Consider the following 16421-nt stretch of genomic DNA (forward strand, 5'->3'; position numbering starts at 1 on the left):
CCCCCGCCAGGTGGAACCTAACGGGGGAGATTTCAGAGCGGACGGTGTGGGCCTGGTTGAGAGAGCACCGCTGGTTTAGTGCATTAGGCCGACCCGGTGCGCGAAGATGACCGCTCCTACCCGGTCACGGCTGTGGGTTTTAGCCAAAATATTAGAAACGTGGGTTTTCACCGTGGCCGCCCCCAGAAAGAGCCGCTCAGCAATTTCAGCGTTGGTCAGCCCCTGTGCGAGCAGTTCAAGGGTTTCCTTTTCGCGCGGGGTCAAGGTAGCCAAGGCGAAGGCATCTTCAGCGCTGAGCTCCTGCCTGCCCTCACCTTGCTGTGCCCCACCGGAGGCTACAAGGGCCTCCCGATTCCCCGCTTGCTCTACAAAGCGGGCAATCAGAGGAACAGTCATCTCAGGTGAGAGAAGAGCCAGGCCGCCGGCTACCTTACGGATAGCATCGACTAGCTCGTCAGCCTCAGAGGTTTTGAGCATGAATCCGCTGGCCCCTGCCTGCAGGGCAGCAAAAAGGTAGTCTTCGCGATCAAAGGTAGTAAGAATGAGGACGCTGACCGCCGGTAGGCTTGCGGTGATGCTGGCGGTAGCGGCAATTCCGTCCATCACGGGCATTTGAACGTCCATCAGTACCACGTCGGGCTGTAAGGCGGTAGCGAGTTCCAGGGCCTCAGCTCCGTTACGGGCCTGCCCAACAACCTCTATGTCGTCCTCCATCGAGAGAATTAGAGCGAAACCCGAACGGACCATGTCTTGGTCATCGGCAAGAAGTACTTTAAGCGTCATAGCGTCCTAAGAATGTGTATCGAAAGTTGCGGGGAACCGCACCTGCACTCGCCAGCCCTCCGTGCCCTCACGGCGGCCCACGCAGGAGGTGCCCCCAAGGGCTGCTGCCCGTTCACGGATTCCCTGAACGCCGTAGCCCTGGTGGGTAGATGTGGGAGCAAGGGAGCCTTCCCTCTTACTGTTAGAGCCTACACCCGGCCCATCATCGGTCACTTCAAGTTCGGCCCAGCCCTCATGGGTGGAGCCACCGGTGCGTAAGGCGATGACCACCCTCTGGGCAGCTGAGTGCTTGCGGGCGTTGGTAAGCGCCTCTTGCACCATACGGTACATCGAGAGTTGCGTTCCCTGCTGTAGGGTGCTGAGCATCGTAAGGTCCTCCGAACTCACCTGCACCGTGACCGACAGGTTACCGGTAACAGTCGGGGAAGCCAGAGACAGGATGTCTACAACCTGCGGCTCCTTAGAGGTTCCAGAAGAGTGCTCGTCCTCTCCAGATGCACGCAGTACACGAATGAGGTTTTTCATCTCTGTGACTGACGAGCGTGCCAACTTCTCGATGTTAGCCAGCGGCTCAGCTGCCAGCTCGGGTTTCTTCTCCAGGGCCCTGCGGGCAGCTGCCGCCTGAACCCCCATGGACGACACGTGATGGCCCACCGAATCATGTAGCTCCCGGGCTATGCGCAGGCGATCACGGGTCACAGCGTCCTCGGCCATCTGCGCGCTCTGAGCTTCGAGCTGTTGAGCCTGAGCTGACAGAATTGTGCGCTGGTAGGCCTGGCTCCAGGCGGTGCGGCCCATGATCGCCGCGCACCCGAAATAGAACACGTTGGTAAAAATAACCATCACATAGCTAGCGGTGGGCTTGATGAACAGCCCACCCTGGTAGTCCTCAATCCCGATGATTTGGTACCCAGCATCGGTCACTACCCATCCCATCACAAACCAGAGTAAAACAATGAGGCAGATTAGGGCATAAACAATCCAGGTCATGGCCCGATTCTTACCCCAGGCCAAACCTGCATAGAGCACCGCGAAGTAAGACAGCTGGTAGCTTAGGGTCGCAGAGGCTATGACGGAAAAATAGCTCAGGACGAAGAAGAGCAGGGTCGCTACAAGCATCATGGTCAACGGGAAGCGTCTGCGTGCAGCCAGGGGCAGGGTCATACCCGCCGCTGCCCAGTAGGAATTTCGGATTTGCTCGCTATCATCTCCCAAAAGACCTGCTGAGTGGTAGGCCGCATTCAGTAGCAGGGTAACCACTAAAACCACCAGCCAGATGAGAACATCTTTACGTAGGGACGCCGGTGATGGAGCTGGGCGCTCCCAGTCTGGGTCAATCTGTGAGAAAGAAAAACGAGTGGAACTAGTCACCTGCCCACTCTATCAAGCCCGGTCATGCCGTTACCTCCCCCCGCAGACGGAGGTAACGGCACTATCGACCTACTCAGCTAAACCAAAGAAGCGGCCAAGTTTAACTCGAGTCTGCTCCCCCGCCTGAGCACCAAGCTTCTTGGCGTTGCGCAGAAACTTTGGCACGGTGGGCTCTTCAGCTCTCCTGGCTGAAACCGCGTGCTGGGCTCTCAACTCTTCCGTCAGCGACAGCGGGCGGGCGGTAAGATTCTGCACCGGCATCTGTTGCTGGTCGCTCAGCTTTTCATGTGCTCTCGCAATGACCAGCTCTGTGGCTCCTAGGGCACCCAGGGTAGCCGCAGCCACCAGCGCGGCCCTGCCCGAGCGGCCCTGTGATGCCCGGCGAGCTCCCCACAGCGCCAGCGCGCCCGATGCACCGAGCTGCGCGGCGGCATCTGCTTTCACCAGCCAGGGCCGCTGCAAAAGTTCACGCGAGACAGAACTGACCGGGTCGGTACCGTTGGGGTAGGCGGTGACGGCCTGCTTGAGACGGCCCAGCCCCGTCATATCGGGGGCGAACTCGCGGTAGCCCACGAACTCATCGAGGGTCACAGCCCCGGTCAGCACCTTCAGTAGCTCATCAGGCAGTTCGAGGGCGTGTAGTGTTGACTCGAGACCATCGGTACTACCGTAATCGAGCACGTAGTTAGCCAGCCTGTTGGCGGTCCGTTCATCAAGCCCATAGAACCAGGTGAGCTGCTCTAGATTCTCGCGGGCTGCGAGCTCCTGGTAGGGGTCGGGTAAACGACCCGGCATATGCCAGACCAGGTTGCCGACGTCGGTGTTTGGCTGAGAGGAGTCAGACAGTATCTTCTTGACGGGCGACCAGGAAAAGGTCAGTACCGTGCCCATCAGTGGAGTATCGGGGGTACCCATAACTTTACTCGCCCAGTCTGCTACGCTCCCCTTCACAGGCTCAGTCGAGTCGGCGGGCAACACAAAAGCCAGATTCTGCGCGAAGAAGGTGTGCTCGGCAATAATTGCGGGAACGTTGAGCGCCTGCAAAAGTGCAGCTAGGGTGCGTGAATCTGCTGTTACCAAGGACCAGCCCCTATCTGCCGGTGCCGCCTGAACGGTACCAGAAAATACAGTGGGTTTCATGTGCGCTGCCAGATCAGCCATAGATGCCTCAACTAGCGCTGCACTAATCCCCTGCGGGTCGAGGCCAACCGCGTCGGTTCCCAGAGAAAAGTTCGCCAGGTGCAGGTAGTCAATTTCTAGACCGCCCGTTTGCCCTTCGAGCCCGGGAAATGCTTCGCACAGCTCTCGATAGACAACTTCGAGGGGTCTGCCAGCCTTGAGTCTGCCGTCAGAATGCGCCAGCACCGTGCGCGGCAGGGGCGCCTCCGGAACGTTCTCACACAGAAAATAAACCTGGGCGCGCCCCTGCGCGGTCTCAACCGCTGTTACTTCGGGTAGGGCTTGAAGGTAGGCAAGGACGTCGGGATTCAGCTCCCAGTGTCCAGGCCCATCACCCTCAGTGCCGTTAGAGGCGGGGTCTGATTCGTTTGCACCGGTGGTCTGGAGCAGGTGATGCTCTTCGGTCGTCTCAGTGCCCATAATTTGCTCAATCAGGCTATCAAACTTGGCCGAATCTTGGGCTAGCTCGTCAACGCTCCGTAGCTCTTCGTCAGTGTACTCATGACTCGGAACATTCTGCTGATTCCGGAGAGCTTCAATGATGGTCTCCAGCTGTTCCCGCACCTGCATTTCATAGCTAGCCGGCGTCTTGGTGTTCCCCGGCTCAACAGGGGCGGTGTCTATCTCACCTCTGTAGAAAGCGGGTAGCTGCGCCCGCCAGGGCTGGGGGTTCTTGCCCACGTCAATGCGCACCCGGGCCCAGAACACCTGCGAACCTACCGCACCGGCGGCAGGGTAGGCTGCATCTGCGGTTTCACGGTGTGATTCTGTCATGACCTCAAATCCTCACGAAGATAACGAATAGTATGCCTGCCTTCACCCCACCAGCTGAGCTCAAAGCACGCCATATCTAGGAGCCACTGCTGGAGAACTCATAGACTTCACCGGTCTGAAGCGCTCGAAAGGCTTGGCGGAGACGGTGGGCATGACTGGGGCCGAAATAGGCATCGAGGAGCTCGGGAGCAACCCACTCATAGCCGGTCAGTTCTTCTTCTTGTAAGGTAATCTGAGCCCCTTCAGGGAGCACACCCGCATCGTAGATGTAGTAGGTTGAGTCGCCCCAAATTCCCAAGGCTAGCCCGTGAAAAATCACCAGCAGGCGGCCCGGCTCTAGGTTAAGGCCCACCTCCTCAGCGACCTCACGAAAGCAGCCGGTCTGCGGGGCTTCACCGGCCTCCACCGTACCGCCGGGAATCGTCCAGCCGTCCTTATAATTGGGCTTAACCACCAGCATCTGCCCCGCCCCATTACGAATCAGAGCACCTGCTGCCAAACGGCGTGTAGGTAGAGTCGCAATAAAGGCCTTGAGCTCATCTTCAGGCAGGTAAGAATCGACCATTGAACTACTCCTTGACAGCGGGTGGACACTACACCCTAATGTACCGTGCAGCCAGAGCCCACAAAAGATAAAAAGGGGGTTGAACTCTGATAGCAGAATACAGGGGCCTACCTCGCAGGTCTGCCCCTGTCATCTTTTTATAGGCGCTCCCCCGCACAGCCCACACCTGTCAAACTAGAAGCATAAGTAACCGGCTAACCCCGGCATGGCTCAATGCCCCAGACTCACATTTACTACGGGTCCGAGCCCCCCCGACCAGACGTGAATAGGCCTCTCGTAGGAGTGGGCACGGCTACGCGCTCTCAGTGATAGGCGGGGGCGGGCCGCGCACTCGCTCGCCTATCGCAGAGAGCTACTTGAGGAACTTCTCGAAGCCCTTGGGTAGATTCAAATCCTCGGGCTTGACGTCCTGGTTCTGCTGGCCGAAGGCCGAACCGAGAGCTGCCTGTTGCTTGGCGGCGGCCGCCTGCTCCTGCGCCGCGCGCTTAGCCGGATTGCCGGAGCGGGCCTTGCCTTTGGCTTTGCTCTTACCCTTACCCTTGTTCTTGCGGGCAGCGCCACCGGCGGCAGCCATACCGGGCATCTGCATACCGCCAGGCATACCGGCCATGTTGCCAGAGGCCATCTTCTTCATCATTTTCTGGGCCTGCGCGAAACGCTCCATGAGCATGTTGACCTCAGAGACGGTCACACCGGCGCCCTTGGCAATACGGGCGCGACGGGAACCGTTAATAATTTTGGGGGCTACCCGCTCATGAGGGGTCATGGAGCGAACAATCGCTTCGACGCGGTCTATTTCCTTCTCGTCAAAGTTGTCAAGCTGCTGACGAATCTGGGCGGCACCCGGCATCATCATGAGCAGCTTTTTCATGGAGCCCATCTTGCGAATCTGCTGCATCTGGGCCAAGAAATCATCGAAGGTGAAGTCCTCCTGGTCAACGAACTTCTTGGCCATACGGTCAGCTTCGGCCTTGTCCCAGGTCTGCTCGGCCTGCTCGATAAGAGTGAGAACGTCACCCATATCAAGGATTCGGGAGGCCATACGATCTGGGTGGAACTGCTCAAAGTCGGTGACGTTTTCACCGGTTGAAGCGAACATGATGGGCTTGCCGGTCACCGACGCAACCGATAGGGCGGCACCGCCGCGGGCATCGCCGTCAAGCTTTGAGAGCACAACGCCGGTGAAATCAACGCCCTCGTTAAAGGCGTTGGCGGTGTTGACGGCGTCCTGGCCAATCATGGCATCGATGACGAAGAGGACCTCATTGGGCTCAATTGCGTCTCGGATATTTCGGGCCTGAGCCATCAGCTCGGCATCAACACCTAGACGGCCTGCGGTATCAACAATCACAAGGTCGTGTAGCTTGGCTCGGGCCTCGGCTACGCCGTCACGGGCCACCTGCACGGGATCACCGGTAGGCACATCGAACTCGCTGGTGACACCGGGGTGGGGGGCGTAGACGGGCACACCCGCGCGTTCACCGACGACCTTGAGCTGGTTGACGGCGTTGGGGCGCTGCAAATCGGAGGCGACCAGCATGGGGGTGTGCCCCTGCTTCTTGAGCCAGTGGGCCAGCTTACCGGCCAGGGTTGTTTTACCGGCACCCTGCAGACCGGCCAGCATGATGATGGTGGGCCCTGTCTTGGCCATATTGATACGGCGGGTCTGACCGCCCAGTATATTGACCAGTTCTTCGTTAACAATCTTGACGATCTGCTGGGAGGGGTTGAGCGCTTCAGAAACCTCAGAGCCCAGGGCCCGTTCCTTGATGTGCGCGGTGAATTCGCGCACGACGGGCACAGCGACGTCAGCATCCAGCAGGGCGCGGCGAATTTCGCGGACTGTTGCGTCAATATCAGCCTCGGTCAGCCTGCCTTTGCCGCGCAGGTTTTTGAAGGTTGCTGTCAACCGGTCTGAGAGTGAGTTGAACACGGGCTGTGCACTTCTTTCGTGGCTGGGTTAGGGTCGCGGGCCTCAACAGCCCGCTAACAAATTTTAAGAATCAGCTATTAAGAATAACGTATGAAGGCAAGGAGCCGCCGGGTTTGCGCGATTGAGACTCAGAATCCCTATTTCGACGCTTTCGCCGGTTTTCGACGGTTTAACCGTCGAAAACCGGCGAAGGAATCGAATGTATGCACCGTAGGGTTGAGGTTCTACTCCTTGACCCAGCCCGCGTTGATGTAGGCGGACGGGTTGGCGTAGGGGCGGGCAAAGAGGAAGGAGCCGTAGTTGGCCAGACCGGTCTTACAGAAGACAATCTCGGGGCCGTTCATAATCGGAATCATGGTGGCAACCTCGGCCATGTGCTTCTTCTCAATCTCGTTCGAAAGAGCGTTGCGTTCAGTTTTGTCTTGAATGGTACGCAGGCGATCGCACATCTCATCGAGCTCGGGGGTGCCCACTCCATTGTAGGTCGATGAGTGGTAGAAATACTCAGCTGTGCTCGATGCGTCGTCACCCAGCACACCATAACCTGAGTAGGTCACATCGTATTCCTTGTTGCCGATGACGGTGGAGTAGTTGCTATCGGGTTGTTTGTCGATGGTGCATTCAATACCGGCTGCCTTCATCTGCTGCACGACGGTCTGAGCGGTGGCATCTGCGATAGGGTCGTCACCAAAGGTGGTAATCGCGAACTTGGCGTTGGCCCCGTCCTTGGCCATGTAGTCACCGCTCTGGCTGTAACCGGCGTCGGTCAAAATCTTCTGGGCAACTTCTGTGCCGACCTCTGTTGGGTAGTTGTCCTGGTAGTCATCGGCAAAGGGCATGAGCATCATAGACCCGGGTACTGTTTCGGTCCAGTTCAGACCGTTGAAACGCAGAGTCGCAAGAGCCTGGCGGTCAACAGCAGCAAAGATGGCGCGGCGCAGGGCGGTATCGGTGAGACGTTCGGGGTTAATCATCAGGCCACCGGCGTAGAGGTTCTGACCGCGGCGGGGCTCGGTGCCGCTGGTGCTTTCTACGTCCTTGTAGGCGGTCAGGGTGCTTGCTCCAACGGCATCGATTTCACCGTTGCGGAAGGCTGCACGGGCAGCTGAGGCTTCCATTTGGCGGAAGGTGATGCGTTCGAGCAGAGGCTTCTCACCCCACCAGTTTTCGTTGGGGACGACGGTGAGCACCTTCTGCGCTGAATCCCAACTATCAACCTTGTAGGGCCCTGAGAGGTAGTCATTGTTAATCGTGTCGAGCAGGCCGTCATTGAAGATTGCCGGGTCTTCCATGGCGGGGTGAACCAGACCGGTACCAAACAGATTCTCGATGGGGTAATAGGGTTCGGTCATGGTGACCTTGACGGAGAAAGCGTCGCCGTCTTCTTCGATGGAGGCAATGTGGGCGTAGACGCCGGGGTCTACGATGTTGTAGCCCTCTTCGGTAAGGGTCTTGTGGGTAACCTGCAGGGCCTTGATATCGATGGGGGTACCGTCGTTGAACTTAGCCTCGGGATTCAGCTTAATGGCGATGGTTTGTACACCGTCGGTTTCGGTGGATTCGTAGGAGAGGCAGTAGTCAGTGTTGATGCTGTATTCGCCGGTGGCGTTGGACTTCCAGAGGCCACTGACGGTGGCGGTGTTTACCGCTGCCATGACGTTGAGGTTGGAGGTGGTGTAGCCAGTTTGGGTGGCTACGTTAAAGTTAGGGCCTAGATCCAATGCGGCCAGGGCGAGGGTACCCCCGGCCTGGAGCTCTGAGCGGTCACGTTCGTTAATGGATATCAGCTGCGAAATGTCGTCGCCGGCGCCAAGGGCCGCACCGGTTTCTGCGCTGGTTGTGTTGCCTGAGCCGCCACCACAGGCTGCCAGCAGGCCGGTCACACCGGCTAAACCTGAGACGACAAAGAAGGACCTGCGGTTGAGGTTAATACGTGCAGTCATGATGCAATCCTTAGATAAGCAGAACTTAATGTTCGCCACACTTTTTGTGTGATTGAGACTACCCTAGCAGGTAATTCACGGCATATTAATATCTTTTCAACCCATATTTCACATTATGGCCCCGTAAGAGCTGAATATTTCTGAAAAAAATAGATTAGCTTATCTAAACTTTTCTCCTATCCTCAGGTATCACAGAGCACTTTTCGGTTTTTACATAGCACCTGAATCGCATCGTCTTCAAAAATACTCTTGCCCCACCACCCAAGAAAGTGGTGGGACAAGATGTATGGGCTAGACCGGGGATTCTCTCTCTCCCCCCCCCTCGAGATAAATCGAGAAAAGGTTAGCCATTCATCCAGCCAACACGTGACCAAGAGTTGGGGTTGTAACGGGGACTACCAAACATAGAGGCACCGTAGTTAGCTAGGGCAGTCTTGCAGTAGAAGATGTCGGGGCCATTGAAGACGGTACCAAGAGTTGCAAACTCGGCCATGAATTTCTTTTCAATTTCGTTGCACTTAGCGTTACGCTCAGCGTCATCCTCAATCTTTTCCATCTCAGCGATCATGGCATCGATTTCCTCGGATCCGGCAACACCATCAAGGTTAGATGAGTGGTAGTACTGGCGGGTTGCGATGGTTGCATCAGGGCCGACAGTGAAACCAGAGAAGGTCATATCGTATTCCTTGTTACCGACCACCGCGGCGAAGTTAGCGTCGGGCTGCTGGTCTATAGAGCACTCAATGCCGATGGTCTTCATCTGCTCAACCATGGTCTGGGCCAGAGCAGCAGAGCCGGGGTCGTCACCGAAGTTGGTGACACGGAAGCTAGCGTTTGTGCCGTCCTTGGCATAGTAGTCGCCGTTCTTGGTGTAGCCGGCATCTTCCAGAATCTTCTGAGCTGCCTCAACACCGTGCTCTTCGGGGAAGTTGTCCTGGTAGTGCTCAGAGACAGGTAGCAGAAGCATGGAACCGGGGGTCTCCTCAGTCCAGTTCAGCCCCTGGAAACGAATGTCCGAGAGGTCCTTACGGTCAGCGCCAGCAAAGATAGCACGGCGCAGAGCGACATCCTGGATGCGAGCGGGGTTGAGGTCCAATCCACCGGAGAAGAGACGCAGGGAACGACGGGGCTCCGCATTAGCGGTACCCTCAACGTCCTTATAGGCAGCCAAAGTTCGAGCTTCCACTGCATCAATTTCGCCATTGCGGAAGGCAGCACGGGCTGCGGAGGCCTCCATCTGGCGGAAGGTGATACGCTCCAGCAGGGGCTGATCCCCCAGCCAGTTCTCGTTGGGAACAACGGAGAACCGCTTTTCGGAAGAGTTCCACTCTTCCAGCTTGAAGGGGCCAATACCATAGTCGGGGTTGGGGTTATCGGTCCAGCCATTGTTGAAGACCTCAGGGTCGGCCATGGCCGGGTGCAGGACGCTACCAAAGAGGCTAGTTGCCGGGTAGTAGGGCTCACTCATGGTAACGATAACGTTGAAGGCATCGCCATCTTCTTCGATAGACTCGATGAACTCATACATACCCGAGGTCACGATATTGTAATCGCCTTCAGTGGACTTAAAAACGTTCCACGAGGTGCGTAGCGCCTCAATATCGATGGGGGTGCCATCGTTGAACTTAGCATCGGGGTTGAGCTTGATGCGGATGGTCTGAACTCCGTCTACGGTTTCTGCTTCATAGCTCTCGCAGAAGACGGGGTTGACTTCTTCCTGCCCATCAAAACCACTGAGCCACAGGCCGGTAGCCATATTGACGTGGGTGGTAGACAGAACGAGGGCGTTATCAGCTGAGTTGCCGTTCTGAGAGGTGATGTTGAAGTCGGGGCCAATTGAGCTGGCCGGAAGAGTAAAGGTGCCTCCGTTCTGTAGATTAGCAAGGTCCTGCTCATTGATTTCTACCTTAACTTCATCACCAGCTGCTGCCATGCTGGCGCTAGCAGCACTTGTGGTGTTGCCATCTGAGCCACCACAGGCTGCCAGCAGGCCGGTGGTACCCAGAATGCCGGTACCCCAGAGCAGGGTACGGCGATTAAGAACTAGATTCTTGTTCATTCTCTCTTCTCCTTTGTAAAGAGGATGGGTCAGACATAAAAATAGAAGTGACGTCAATTACATGCTATATATGTAATTCATCTCATAGCGACTTCGTGTTCGGGATAATGACAGGCGTACTTATGATCCTCGCTTGCCAGGCTCAGTGCGGGGACGTTATCGGTACAGTTCTTCTGCTTATCATCGGGAAGTAGCTTAAAGATGGGGCAGCGAGTAGCGAAAGCACAACCCTCCGGTGCGTTGACGGGGGTGGGTAGGTCGCCTTCCAGCACAATACGCCGGCGATTAGCCTCCACCTCGGGATCGGGCACAGGGATGGCAGAGAGCAGAGCTCTGGTATAGGGGTGCACGGGACTATCAAAGACCTCGTCCACATCTCCAATCTCAACCACACGCCCCAGGTACATCACAGCTACTCGGTCAGAGGCATGACGTACCACAGCCAGGTCGTGTGCCACCATCAGATAGCTCAGACCCAGCTCCACCCGCAGCTGCTCCAGCAGGTTAATCACACCGGCCTGAACCGATACGTCAAGAGCCGAGACGGGCTCATCAAGAGCCACCAGCTTGGGGTTAACAGCGAGAGCACGGGCAATACCGATACGCTGGCGCTGGCCGCCTGAGAACTGGTTGGGGAAGCGGTTAACATGGTCGGGCTGTAGGCCAACGGTCTTCATCAGTTCAAGCACACGCTTCTTGATGTCTTTGACTGCCCAACCCTGGTTTTGCAAGGGTTCGGCCAGAATTTCGTAGACGGTGAAGCGGGGGTCGAGTGCACCCGTTGGATCCTGGAAAACCATCTGCTGGTTCTTACGGAGGGCATTGAGCTCTGAACCGCGCAGACCCTGCTTATTGGAGACACCAGCGATGACAATTTCGCCGTCGATGTCTTTGGAGAACTCCATGATTTCGAGCAGAGTGGTGGTTTTACCGCAACCTGACTCACCCACGATCGAGAAGCACTCGCCCTCACGGATATCGAAGCTAACGCCATTGACCGCTTTGACGGTGCCCACGCGGCGCTTGATGAGAGCGCCCTTTGTGAGGGGGAAGAACTTTCTAACGTCCTTGACCTCAAGCACGTTCGCACGTTCTTCGCGGGGTACACCGTCGAGTGCGGAGGTCGGGATAGCGGGAACAGGGAACATCTGTTCAGGACGTTCATTGACAAACTTCTCTGCGTACAGGCAAGCTGAGCGGTGGTTCTCGCCGGTACCTGCAATCAACTTGAGCTCCGGCTCCTCGGTCAGGCAGGCGTCCGTAGCTACAGGGCAGCGGGCTGCGAAGGAGCAACCGACCACGGGCTTGAGCAAGTTGGGCGGGGTGCCCTCAATCGGTACCAGCGAGGTTTTTTCCTTGCGGTCCACGCGGGGCACGGCACCCAGCAGACCGATGGTGTAGGGCATGGAGGGCTTTTTGTAGAGGTCGGCAGCTGCAGCATGCTCTACTGCCTTGCCTGCGTACATCACCATAATTTCATCGGCCATGCCAGCGACGATACCCAGGTCGTGGGTAATCATGATGGTAGCTGCCCCGGTTTCTTCCTGGGCCTTCTGCATAACCTCAAGCACCTGGGCCTGAATGGTCACATCAAGCGCGGTCGTCGGTTCATCTGCAATCAGCACACGGGGGTCATTTGCAATGGCCATAGCAATCATGACACGCTGACGCATACCACCCGAGAACTCGTGGGGGAAGGACTTGAGACGGCTCTCGGGGGAAGGAATGCCTACCAAACGCAAAAGTTCGATAGAGCGAGCCTGAATAGCCTTATCGCTCATGCCCTTATTATGGACCTTGAGCACCTCAGCTAGCTGGTGGCCGATAGTAAAAACCGGAGTCAGCGACGACAACGGATCCTGGAAAACCATGGAAATCTCTTTGCCACGGTAGTCACACATCTGCTTATCGCTCATATCCAGCAGCTCGGTGCCGTTGTACTTGATTGAGCCGGTGATGTCTGCGGTGGTAGGGTGCAGGCCCATAATGGCCATAGAGGCAACCGACTTACCGGAGCCAGATTCGCCTACGATGCCCAGCGTCTTGCCCGCATATAGGTCGAAGTCAATGCCGCGCACCGCGTGCACAATACCGTTTTCGGTATTGAACTTTACGTTGAGGTCTCTAACGCTCAGTACTGGTGTAGTGCTCATTTACTTCTTCTTTTTCTTAACTTTGCCAACGGACAGGGAGGTAGGATCGAAGGCGTCACGCAAGCCGTCGTTCATCAGGGCCAGGGGGCCAACCAGCAGGAAGAAGAACAGCAGCGGAATCCAGAACATCCAGGGCAGGGTATTAATCTGACTTGAGGCCTGGGCGATGAGTGACCCCAGTGAGAAGTTGGGGTACTTCACGCCGATACCAATGAAGGTGTAAGACACCTCAGCTAGAATCGCTGCGGTGATGCCGCGGGTAAATTCAAGCACCATCAGGGAGCCGATGTTGGGTACCAGGTGACGCCAGACAATCTTGAAGGGGTGCACGCCCATGTAGCGGGCAGCCTTCACATAGTCACGCGAAATCAACGACATGGCCATAGCTCGAATCACACGGGCGGTGTACATCCAGCTGAAGATCAGAAGCACGATGGTCAGAATGAGCCAACCGGGTAGATTATCGCGAATAGCCTGGCCGCCAGCACCGTTGATTACGATAGCTACAACCAGCAGGCTGGGTGCCATAATCAGGGTTTCGAGGACGAACAGCATGGTCTTATCGATCTTGCCGCCGAAGTAGGCCATGAGGCAACCGTAGATAGCTGCAAAAACTACCGAGATAGCACCTACGATAAGGCCGATGAAAACCGAGGTGCGCACCGCTTCGACCATCTGAGCGTACAGGTCTGTGCCTGCGCTGGTGGTTCCAAACCAGTGTTCAGCGCTGGGACCGGTGGAAATATAGAAGGGGTCAATGGTGGTGGTATCCCATTTCGAGAGGTAGCCGCCAAAAAGCCCAAAAGCTATGACCAGCAGCAGAACCACAAGGCCAAAAACCGCGGTCTTATTCCGCATGAAACGACGGAAGATAATTTTCTTTTTGCTGATAATCTCGAAGTCAGCCTTGGCCTGATCAACCTTGGTGATAATACCGGTGAGGTTGTTGTAATCGGTGGAGGGTGAATTACTCATGAGATCCTCACTCGGGGATCGACGACGGTGGTGGCTATATCAGCGATGATTGCACCAACTGCAAAGATGAAGGAGCCATAGGCCAGGGTCGCGACCGCGGCATTGACGTCCTGGGCGCCGATAGCCTGAACCGACCAAAGACCAATACCGGGCCAGGCAAAAATTGCTTCGGCGAAGAAGCCGCCGGTAAAGATGGCTGGGACTGTATAGGCGATGGACTGAGCCACCGGAATGAAGGAGACACGCAGAGCGTGACGTCGAATGGCCTGGTTGCGGGTCAGGCCCTTAGCGCGGGCGGTTCGCACGAAGTCGGCGTTAACGCTATCGAGCAGGTACTGGCGCTGGGCAATCTGGTAACCGCCCCAGCTCATAATCGTGATACAGAAAGTTGGGACGATGTAGTGGGCGGCTAGGTCAAGTATGTAGGGTATACCCGGTTCAACCCCTGGTGAAGAAATGCCGGTGACGAAGAAGATGCGCTCCCCCGACATGTTGTTGATTGCCACGGCACCCAGCTGGACCAGGAAGTAGGCGATAGGAGCTGGCAGGATATACACCAGGTAGGAGTAGCCGGTAATCACACGGTCTGAGAACTTGTACTGGCGGGCAGCTGAGTAGACACCGAGGGCCACACCGATGACGAGGGAGAGCAGGACAGCAATCAGGTAGAGGCGCGTCGATACCCAAACACGCTGGCCAAACTCAGCGTTGATGAAGGCACCGTTCGGGCTGCGGCCCCAATCCCAGTGAAGAACTATATTGGTTAGCCACTGCGTGTAGCGTTCCCAGGAGCTCATGGACGGGTCAAGGTTCAAGGCGGAGAAGTTGCTCTGAATCTGCTCGGGAGTGGGGCGAGGGACGCGTTCCTGCTCTAGCAGCGCTGGGTTCAAAGAGTTAACGGCGAGAAAGTAGCCACCGGAAGTCGTCAAAAAAATCATGATGGCATAAGTCGCGGCCCGCCTGAGCAGGTACTTAATCATGAGACGAACTCTTTCGTGGAGTCGAACATTGTGTGTGCCTTTACAAATACTGCCGAAGTTATGATACCCGGCATATACTGACGTATTGTCAACGAGTATATGTAGTAGCACCCATCACATCAAGCGTCGAGGCTCCCCTGGGTTACCGCTGAGTACCTCTACCTGTTTACAGGCCGTTTACATACTCAAAACCTTGGCCCCAACTCCCCCGAAAATTCGGGCTTTAAGCGGTAGATGGATCGTCTTTAAAAGACCCTTAAAACAGTTTATCTGCGCAATATGGTTAAAAAATCTTTAATAATTCATGTCAGATTTTGAATCAAAACTAGGGCAACTTCGGCTGAGGAGTTACCCCTCCCGCCCAGCATGAAGGGCGCTCCGCTATCTGCAGAGCGCCCTCACCGTCACATGAAAACAAGAAACCTTACAGGTCAATCTCTAGAAGAATTGGCGTATGATCCTGGCGGGGGCCAGAGTCAACCATCTCAGAAGACTGCACCTTCTCAGCTACCCGGTCAGAGACCAGCCAGTAGTCGATACGCCACCCTGTGTTATTGATTTTAGAGGTGCGGGACCGCTGAGCCCACCACGTGTAGGCTCCCGTCACGTCCCCGTGCACCTGGCGGAACGTATCACTGAAACCACGGGACAAAATGTGGGTAAACCCCTCACGTTCCTCGTCGGTAAAGCCCGGTGAGCGGCGGTTAGACTTTGGATTCGCCAGGTCAATCTCGGTATGAGCCACGTTGAAGTCGCCGGTTGCCAGTACAGGTTTTGAGGCATCAAGGGTCGCCAGATAGTCGGCGTAGAGGCGATCCCAAACCTGGCGGTCAGCCAGGCGGCGTAGGCCTTCAGACGCATTGGGGGTGTACACCTGGGTGACGTAAAAGTCATCAAACTCCAGGGTAATCATACGCCCCTCCGAGTCCATGGTTGTGGGCGCTGTGAGACGCGGGTACGTCACGACCGGTTCCAGCTCCTGGCGGTAGAGGAACATAGTACCTGCATAGCCCTTGCGTGCAGGCGCATCCGAAGACGCCCACACTATCGTGTAGTCAGGGAAGTAGGCCTGTAGGGCCTCCACGTGCTTCTTGGTTGGGCCCTGAGGCGACAGTTTAGTTTCCTGTAGCGCCACAACGTCCGGGGCCAGCGCTGCAATTGATGCAAATACATCGCGTGAGAGCAAGGCACGCGCAGACTCACCGGTGAGGGCAGCATTTAAGGAGTCAACATTCCACGAGACAAGTTTCATGCCCACCAGTCTACCGTCACCAGGGCACCCACCTGTGAACGCCCCGCACCCCACGTGTGCCAAGGGCCGGGGTGTTCTCATGTACTCCCCGGCCCTCACTCGGTGACGACGACTATATTGCTGAGACGCCGCGTTCGCCCGTGCGAACACGTACCACCTCATCAACGGTACTCACCCAGATTTTTCCATCACCGGCGCTACCGGTGTTGGCCGTTGCGATGATCAGATCAATGATGTCTTCGGCTCGATCAGCCGCTGCCAGAATCTCTAGGCGAACCTTGGGGATGAGGCGGATATCGTACTCTTTTCCCCGGTAAACCTCCACATGCCCATGCTGGCGGCCGTAGCCCTGAGTCTCCGAAACCGTCATACCGTCAACACCGAAGTTTTCGAGTGCCTCACGGATTTCATCATATTTTTCTGGTTGGATCAAAGCTGTAATCAGTTTCATAGC

The 16421-nt window shown here is 56.4% G+C and carries 12 protein-coding genes; all 12 read right to left on the reverse strand.

Annotated elements, in window-relative coordinates; genetic code table 11:
- Nucleotides 1-75: 75 nt before the first annotated feature.
- The 12 genes from L6966_RS02905 to L6966_RS02960 all read right to left on the reverse strand — a co-directional run bounded on the left by L6966_RS02905 (nt 76) and on the right by L6966_RS02960 (nt 16418).
- Nucleotides 76-783 (reverse strand): response regulator transcription factor, encoded by a 708-nt coding sequence (locus L6966_RS02905; RefSeq protein ID WP_083091243.1) that lies wholly within the window; start codon nt 781-783, stop codon nt 76-78.
- Between the two features lie 6 nt (nt 784-789).
- Nucleotides 790-2154 carry a sensor histidine kinase gene (locus L6966_RS02910; protein ID WP_237232833.1) on the reverse strand — a complete coding sequence of 455 codons (1365 nt, stop codon included), beginning with the start codon at nt 2152-2154 and terminating at the stop codon, nt 790-792.
- 69 nt (nt 2155-2223) lie between these two features.
- Complete coding sequence (locus tag L6966_RS02915; protein ID WP_237232834.1) at nt 2224-4107, reverse strand: hypothetical protein; 1884 nt, start codon at nt 4105-4107, stop codon at nt 2224-2226.
- Between the two features lie 76 nt (nt 4108-4183).
- Nucleotides 4184-4672: an NUDIX domain-containing protein gene (locus L6966_RS02920; RefSeq protein WP_083091246.1), complete on the reverse strand. Its 489-nt coding sequence runs from the start codon at nt 4670-4672 to the stop codon at nt 4184-4186.
- A 352-nt stretch (nt 4673-5024) separates the two neighbouring features.
- Nucleotides 5025-6605: a signal recognition particle protein gene (gene ffh, locus L6966_RS02925; RefSeq protein WP_237224399.1), complete on the reverse strand. Its 1581-nt coding sequence runs from the start codon at nt 6603-6605 to the stop codon at nt 5025-5027.
- A 224-nt stretch (nt 6606-6829) separates the two neighbouring features.
- Nucleotides 6830-8548, reverse strand: coding sequence for an ABC transporter family substrate-binding protein (locus L6966_RS02930; RefSeq protein ID WP_237224398.1), 1719 nt, complete (start codon nt 8546-8548; stop codon nt 6830-6832).
- A gap of 343 nt (nt 8549-8891) precedes the next feature.
- Nucleotides 8892-10607 (reverse strand): ABC transporter family substrate-binding protein, encoded by a 1716-nt coding sequence (locus L6966_RS02935; protein ID WP_237224397.1) that lies wholly within the window; start codon nt 10605-10607, stop codon nt 8892-8894.
- A 77-nt stretch (nt 10608-10684) separates the two neighbouring features.
- Complete coding sequence (locus L6966_RS02940; RefSeq protein WP_237232835.1) at nt 10685-12760, reverse strand: dipeptide ABC transporter ATP-binding protein; 2076 nt, start codon at nt 12758-12760, stop codon at nt 10685-10687.
- A complete protein-coding gene (locus L6966_RS02945; RefSeq protein WP_083091251.1) occupies nt 12761-13735 on the reverse strand; it encodes an ABC transporter permease in 975 nt (324 codons plus the stop codon).
- Nucleotides 13732-14715, reverse strand: coding sequence for an ABC transporter permease (locus L6966_RS02950; RefSeq protein ID WP_083091252.1), 984 nt, complete (start codon nt 14713-14715; stop codon nt 13732-13734). Before L6966_RS02950 ends, L6966_RS02945 begins: the two co-directional genes overlap by 4 nt.
- 424 nt (nt 14716-15139) lie before the next feature.
- Nucleotides 15140-15967, reverse strand: coding sequence for an exodeoxyribonuclease III (locus tag L6966_RS02955; protein ID WP_237224395.1), 828 nt, complete (start codon nt 15965-15967; stop codon nt 15140-15142).
- A 112-nt stretch (nt 15968-16079) separates the two neighbouring features.
- On the reverse strand, nt 16080-16418 hold the full coding sequence (locus L6966_RS02960; RefSeq protein ID WP_083091254.1) for a P-II family nitrogen regulator: 339 nt from the start codon (nt 16416-16418) through the stop codon (nt 16080-16082).
- Between the last annotated feature and the right edge of the window lie 3 nt (nt 16419-16421).

Origin of the sequence: Rothia nasisuis, assembly GCF_928381405.1 — a bacterium.
GTDB classification, from domain to species: domain Bacteria; phylum Actinomycetota; class Actinomycetes; order Actinomycetales; family Micrococcaceae; genus Rothia; species Rothia nasisuis.

Bases quoted from the DNA above. Each gene is read 5' to 3' on its own strand.
- L6966_RS02920 (WP_083091246.1), bottom strand. From the start codon at position 4,672: ATGGTCGATTCTTACCTGCCTGAAGATGAGCTCAAGGCCTTTATTGCG.
- L6966_RS02955 (WP_237224395.1), bottom strand. From the start codon at position 15,967: ATGAAACTTGTCTCGTGGAATGTTGACTCCTTAAATGCTGCCCTCACC.
- L6966_RS02930 (WP_237224398.1), bottom strand. From the start codon at position 8,548: ATGACTGCACGTATTAACCTCAACCGCAGGTCCTTCTTTGTCGTCTCA.
- L6966_RS02950 (WP_083091252.1), bottom strand. From the start codon at position 14,715: ATGATTAAGTACCTGCTCAGGCGGGCCGCGACTTATGCCATCATGATT.
- L6966_RS02915 (WP_237232834.1), bottom strand. From the start codon at position 4,107: ATGACAGAATCACACCGTGAAACCGCAGATGCAGCCTACCCTGCCGCC.
- L6966_RS02905 (WP_083091243.1), bottom strand. From the start codon at position 783: ATGACGCTTAAAGTACTTCTTGCCGATGACCAAGACATGGTCCGTTCG.
- L6966_RS02935 (WP_237224397.1), bottom strand. From the start codon at position 10,607: ATGAACAAGAATCTAGTTCTTAATCGCCGTACCCTGCTCTGGGGTACC.
- L6966_RS02940 (WP_237232835.1), bottom strand. From the start codon at position 12,760: ATGAGCACTACACCAGTACTGAGCGTTAGAGACCTCAACGTAAAGTTC.
- L6966_RS02960 (WP_083091254.1), bottom strand. From the start codon at position 16,418: ATGAAACTGATTACAGCTTTGATCCAACCAGAAAAATATGATGAAATC.
- L6966_RS02945 (WP_083091251.1), bottom strand. From the start codon at position 13,735: ATGAGTAATTCACCCTCCACCGATTACAACAACCTCACCGGTATTATC.